Consider the following 4,130-nt stretch of genomic DNA (forward strand, 5'->3'; position numbering starts at 1 on the left):
GGCAAACGCCTTCAAATCTCCAAGGAAAAATAATAGGTTCAGAAGTTCCGGACGAGGATTTGACGGAAAAAGGAATCGCTGATGCGAATGCTCTTGCTTCAGGTATACGGCGATTGCAGGAGCAGAAAAAAATAAGCATTTCATCTGTTCACTGCTCTCCTTTGGCGCGCGCCTTTCATACTGGAGAAATCATCGGCCGAAAAACAGATTCAAATATTCAAGTCAATGAAGGATTAAAGGAAATCAACTGGGGGGGATGCTTCAGGGTATTCCGACAAGACTCGCAGCGAACAATGGGGAAATCAAGAGGATAATTTGATGCGTGAGTATCCGCAACTGCTGGAGCTCTGGGATCATCTTCCTGCCATTCCGGGTGCGGAAAAATACAATGTGCTACTCGAAAGGGTTTTGCTCGAGGTGAATCTGATCGTAGAAAATTCTTCCCGGAACGAAAGAGAGGTGCTTCTCGTCAATCACGGCCGGGTAATCAATACCCTTATGAGGAAGTGCATTCTGGAGGCGGATGATTCAAATAGAACAGAAGGAGCTGATAGAAACAAGGTCCCGTATGCGGACAACTGCGACATGGCAGTTTTTCTATATGACGCGTCCGAGCAAGCGCCTGAACTTGTATTTCAGGGCCTGGCTCAGCTGTCCTCAAAGGACTCCACAACCTGAGAGGGGGCGGCTCGGGCCTTTGTTGTCGCGCCGTCAACGTGATGACGCAGAGACGGGCTGTGTGACCCAGCCCGCATGCCACCCGCCACCCATCGCCTGGATCAACCCGATCGCCGCCAGCTGCTGGTCCACCTGCAGCTGCACCAGCGCCCGCCGCGCGCTCAGCGCTGACGACTGCGCACTCGCCACCTCCAGGTAGCTGACCTGCCCGGCGCGGTACCGGTTCAGCGTCTGCACCTCGGTGTCGTCGGCCGCCTTTGACGCCTGCTGCCGCAGCGGCGATTGCTCGGCCAGCATCCGCACCAGCGACAGCTGGTCCTCCACCGCCTGCAGCGCCGCGAGCGTCGTCTGCCGGTAGAGCGCGACAGCCACATCGCGGCTCGCCTCGGCGCCTTCCACGCGCGCCCGCGTCGCGCCGGCGTCGAAGATCGTCTGCGCCACCGACACGCCGAGCGACCACAGGGTCTGGCTCGCGTTGAACAGCTGACTCGCCGCGCTGCTCTGCTGCCCGATCGAGCCGCTCAGCGACAGGCTCGGGAAGTACGCGCTGCGCGCGATGCCGATCTGCGCGTTCGCCGAAGCCACGCTGCGCTCCGCACCGGCAATGTCCGGCCGGCGCTGCAGCAGCTCCGACGGCACCACCAGCGGCACCGCCGGCACCGTCATCTGCCACGCGGCCGGCGGCAGCGAGAACTGCACCGGCGCCTTGCCGACCAGCACCGCGATCGCATGCTCCAGCACCGCGCGCTGGCGGCGCAGCGCCGCCAGGTCGGCCTGCGCGTTCGCGAGCTGCGTCTGCGCTTGCAGCAGGTCGCTCTTCGGGGCGACACCGGCGTCGTAGCGGTTCTGCGTGATCGTCTGCGAGCGCGTGAAACTCTCGACCGTGCGCGTCACGACGTCGATCTCGGCATCGGCCTCGCGCAGCGAGAAATAGGTGCTGGCGAGCGTCGCCTGCGCCGACAGCCGCGCCGATGCCAGGTCGGCCTCGCTCGCCTGCGCGCCGGCCGTCGCGGCGTCGACACCGGCTTCGAGCTTGCCCCACAGCGGCGCCTCCCAGCTCGCGCCCAGGCCCACCTGGTAGGTGTTGCCGGTGGAGGTTCGCGCGCTACCGCCGGAGCGCGTCGCACCGCCGCTCAGGCTGACGTTCGGGAAGAACGAGGCCCGCGCCTGCTTCACCAGCGATTGCGATTGCGCGTAGCCGGCCACCGCCGCCGCGATGTTCTGGTTCGACACCTCGACCTGGCCGGCCAGCGTGTTCAGCGTCTCGTCGCCGAACAGCGTCCACCACGGCCCGCGGTCGAGCGCATCGGCCGGCGCCGCCGGCAGCCAGCCTTCGGCCGCGGCCGGCACTTCCTTGTAGCCCGCGGGCAACGCGGTGTCAGGCACCTGGTAGCGCGGGGTCACCGAGCAGCCGGCCAGCAGCAAGGCCACAGCAAGAGGAGTCAGTCGTGAAGTCATGCGTGCAGCGCAGCGTCAGTGCCGCGGCTCAGGTGGCGCTCGTCGGCGCCACGGCGGCGCAGCTTGTCGAGCAGGAGGTAGACGACCGGCGTCGTCAGCAGGGTCAGCAGCTGGCTCGCGATCAGCCCGCCGATGATGGCCACGCCCAGCGGCTGGCGCAGCTCGGAGCCCTCGCCGAAGCCGATCGCCAGCGGCAGCGCGCCGAGGCCCGCGGCCAGCGTCGTCATCAGGATCGGGCGGAAGCGCAGCAGGCAGGCCTCGCGCACCGCCTCGAGCGGCGACAGCCCGCGCGAGCGCTCGGCCTCGAGCGCGAAGTCGATGATCAGGATCGCGTTCTTCTTGACGATGCCGATCAGCAGGAACACGCCGATCAGCGCGATGATCGAGAACTCCATGCGGAACATCAGCAGCGCCAGCACCGCGCCGACGCCGGCCGACGGCAGCGTCGACAGCACCGTCACCGGGTGCACCAGGCTCTCGTACAGCACGCCCAGCACGATGTAGATCACGACGATCGCCGCCAGGATCAAGAGCGGCTGCTGCGCCTGCGAATCCTGGAAACCGCGCGCCGTGCCCGCAAAGCTGCCGCGCACATTGGCCGGCATCGCGATGTCGGCCTCGGCCTGCTTCACCGCCGCCTGCGCGTCCGACAGGCTCACGCCCTCGGGCAGGTTGAACGACACCGTGGTCGCGAGTTCGCCGTCCTGGTGGTTGATCGAGGTCGGCGTCGCGCTCTCGCTGAAGCGCGCGAGCGCCTGCAGCGGCACCATCGTGTTCGCGGTGTTGGAGAGCGCCGAGCCGCCCGAGGCGTCGCGCAGCGCCGGGTTCACCGACAGCGTCGCGGTGGTCGCCGCGCCGGTGCCGGCCTTGCGCGGGATGTACACGTCGTTCAGCGAGGTCGGGCTGCGCGTCAGGCTGCGCGCCGCCTCCATCACGACGTGGTACTGGTTCAGCTCGTCGTAGATGGTGGCCACCTGGCGCTGGCCGAAGCTGTCGTACAGCGCGTTGTCGACATCGCGCGTCGTGATGCCCAGCCGCGCCGCGGTCGCCTTGTCGATGTCGACGAAGCTCTGCACGCCGTTGTCCTGCTGGTTGGTGTCGACGTCGGCCAGCTCTTCCTTGGTGCGCATCTGGTCGGCCAGCTTCAGCGCCCAGCTGCGCAGGTCGGCGATGTTGTCGCTCTTCAGCGTGTACTGGTAGGTCGAGTTGCTCGATCGCCCGCCGGCCCGCAGGTCCTGCACCGGGTTCAGGAACAGCTGCACGCCGGTCACGGTGGCCAGCTGCGGGCGCAGCCGCGCGATCACCGCCTGGCCGCCGTCCTTGCGCTGGCCGACCGGTTTCAGGTTGATGAACATGAAGCCGCCGCCGGCGCGCCCGCCGCCGGTGAAGCCGACCACCGTGTCGACCGCCGGGTCGGCATGGATGATGTCGACCAGCTGCTTCAGCTTGCCCTGCAGCGCCTCGAACGAGATGCTCTGGTCGGCCGCGAGGCCGCCGTTCAGCTGCCCGTTGTCCTGCTGCGGGAAGAAGCCCTTCGGCGTCGCCTTGAAGAGGTACACGTTCAGGCCGATCACCGCCAGCAGGATCAGCATCACCAGCGCCTTGCTGTGCAGCGCCCAGTCGAGGCTGTGCTCGTAGCCGCGCAGCACGCCGGCGAACACGCGCTCCGAGAAACGGGCCAGCCGGCCCGGCGGCTTGCGCACCGGGCCGCCCGGCTTCAGCAGCCAGGCGCACATCATYGGCGTGGTSGTCAGSSWGATSACCAGCGAGATCAGCACCGCCRCCGACAGSGTSACSGCGAACTCGCGGAACAGCCGSCCSAYCTGCCCGCYCATGAACAGCAGCGGGATGAACACCGCCACCAGCGACAGGCTGATCGACAGCACCGTGAAGCCGACCTCGCGCGCGCCGAGCAGCGCTGCCTCGAAGCGGTCCATGCCGGACTCGATGTGGCGGCTGGTGTTCTCCAGCACCACGATCGCATCGTCGACGAC

General features: G+C 66.7%; 4 protein-coding genes. 2 read left to right on the forward strand and 2 right to left on the reverse strand.

Annotated features, from left to right (window positions below; all coding sequences use genetic code 11):
- Positions 1-314 (forward strand): histidine phosphatase family protein (locus AC1D01_RS23310; RefSeq protein WP_477870538.1); only part of this gene is annotated, 314 nt, incomplete at its 5' end.
- Positions 315-318: 4 nt separating this feature from the next.
- The gene (locus AC1D01_RS23315; RefSeq protein WP_477870540.1) at positions 319-678 is read left to right on the forward strand and encodes a histidine phosphatase family protein; all 360 of its coding nucleotides are present in this window, start codon (positions 319-321) and stop codon (positions 676-678) included.
- Positions 679-711: 33 nt separating this feature from the next.
- On the opposite strand, the gene AC1D01_RS23320 is transcribed toward AC1D01_RS23315, so the two are convergent.
- Entirely contained in the window at positions 712-2,136 is a 1,425-nt protein-coding gene (locus tag AC1D01_RS23320; protein WP_477870542.1) for an efflux transporter outer membrane subunit, read from the reverse strand.
- Positions 2,133-4,130: efflux RND transporter permease subunit (locus AC1D01_RS23325; protein ID WP_477870544.1), on the reverse strand; the 1,998-nt coding region annotated here is incomplete at its 5' end. The genes AC1D01_RS23325 and AC1D01_RS23320, both read right to left, overlap by 4 nt.

It is taken from the genome of Rhizobacter sp. P3_B12, from assembly GCF_056402895.1.